This window comes from Paraburkholderia podalyriae, from assembly GCF_014397785.1.
GTDB classification, from domain to species: Bacteria; Pseudomonadota; Gammaproteobacteria; order Burkholderiales; family Burkholderiaceae; genus Paraburkholderia; species Paraburkholderia podalyriae.
The window spans coordinates 1-1400 of sequence record NZ_VZQQ01000222.1; the positions used below are offsets into that span (position 1 = coordinate 1).

General features: G+C 62.1%; 3 protein-coding genes. 1 reads left to right on the forward strand and 2 read right to left on the reverse strand.

Annotated elements, in window-relative coordinates; translation table 11 throughout:
• A partial coding sequence (locus tag F6X42_RS42660; RefSeq protein WP_187639734.1) for a hypothetical protein occupies window positions 1-422 on the forward strand: 422 nt, incomplete at its 5' end.
• A 189-nt stretch (window positions 423-611) separates the two neighbouring features.
• Here the strand turns inward: F6X42_RS42660 and F6X42_RS42665 are convergent.
• Together F6X42_RS42665 and F6X42_RS42670 are read right to left on the reverse strand one after the other, a co-directional pair.
• On the reverse strand, window positions 612-1082 hold the full coding sequence (locus F6X42_RS42665; protein WP_187639735.1) for a YbhB/YbcL family Raf kinase inhibitor-like protein: 471 nt from the start codon (window positions 1080-1082) through the stop codon (window positions 612-614).
• 33 nt (window positions 1083-1115) lie between these two features.
• A complete protein-coding gene (locus F6X42_RS42670) occupies window positions 1116-1271 on the reverse strand; it encodes a hypothetical protein (RefSeq protein WP_187639736.1) in 156 nt (51 codons plus the stop codon).
• Window positions 1272-1400 lie beyond the last annotated feature (129 nt).

The window sequence follows — 1400 nt, forward strand, 5'->3', positions numbered from 1 at the left end:
CTCTCGCCACCCATGCATGGCTAGCCGCCGTACCGCCCGACATGGAGGTCGCGGAGTTCGCGAAGCGCGTTAGCGCGTCGTTTGCCGGTTGGCCCGCACAGTTGCTGGAAGCGCAGGTGGACTATAGGCAACTGGCATTTGCCGTACGGAGCAATCTGTTCGCGAACGACCCCCCAGGCTGGCACGCGTATGTCGGGGCACTAACGCGCGAGGTGAAATGGTTCGGCGATGCACTACCCGCTGCTTCGGAGACGACCGGGCAATCACGTGAAGCGGGCGAAGACGATTCGCCCACGTCGGACACCTCCGACATCGAGACCGCCAAAGCGGAGCGTGGCGGAGAAGCGGGCGACGCACAGCGCGAGAGTGTCGAAAGCAACGGACGTCTTTATCCGTCGTGGCCGTGGAAACCCGGCGGGTGATGTCAACGCCGCATCTGACGCATTGGAGATGGCGAACCGTGCGCAAACGCTGTATGGGATTGAAGTTCACCTGTCGGCTGCCTCGCCGAGTTTGTAGCCTTGAAACGCCTCGCGCCAATCGATGACATCTGCGCCAGGCATCGACGCGGAATCGACAGTCCCGGGCAAGTAGCGTCCAAGGTCCGCCTGTTACTTCTGGAATGTGCCGAGCAGTTCGGTGTGTGCCACGACATGGCCTTCCATTGCCTTTTCCAACGCCGCCTTTGTGGGCTTGTGAAGATCGGGCAGCACGGTGTCGAGCGCATACAGCTTATGGAAATACCGATGACGGCCAGCGGGCGGACATGGGCCGCCATACGTGGTGCGATGGAAGTCGTTGGTGCCTTCGAGCGTGCCTGCCGGAAGCGCGCCCGCAGTGACGCCCTCCTCAACGCCCGGAGCCGTCGCCGGGATGTTGTAAAGCACCCAGTGGACCCATGTCATCTGTGGCGCGGCCGGGTCGGGCGCGTCGGGGTCGTCGACGATTAGCACGAGACTTTTCGCATTGGCGGGTACCCCGGACCACGAGAGCGGGGGTGAGAGGTCCGCGCCCGTGCAGGTGTAGCGCTGGGGGATTTCGCTTCCTTCCTGGAAAGCCTGCGAGGTGAGGGTGAAGGCCATGGTGCGCTCCTCGGCGTCAGCCCGCGTCGCCAGCTAGTGCTTGCGATGCATCCAGCTCATATGATGCGTGTCGAGCCAATGGCTCACGCTCTCTTCGGGGTGGTCGCGCCTGTAGCGCCTCGACAGGGCCGAGGCAACAACAGCGATAACCACAATGCCAACCCAAAAACTGATCATTGACTGAGTCATGGCAGCCTCCTTAGGGAATGCGACCATCTCTAGATTGTAGTCATTGGCGGCCGGACTGGCTCAACTCGAGAAGACGGGTTACAGCCCGAACGGCTGCGTCAACGAACGGCCACTATGTTGCTCAACCGT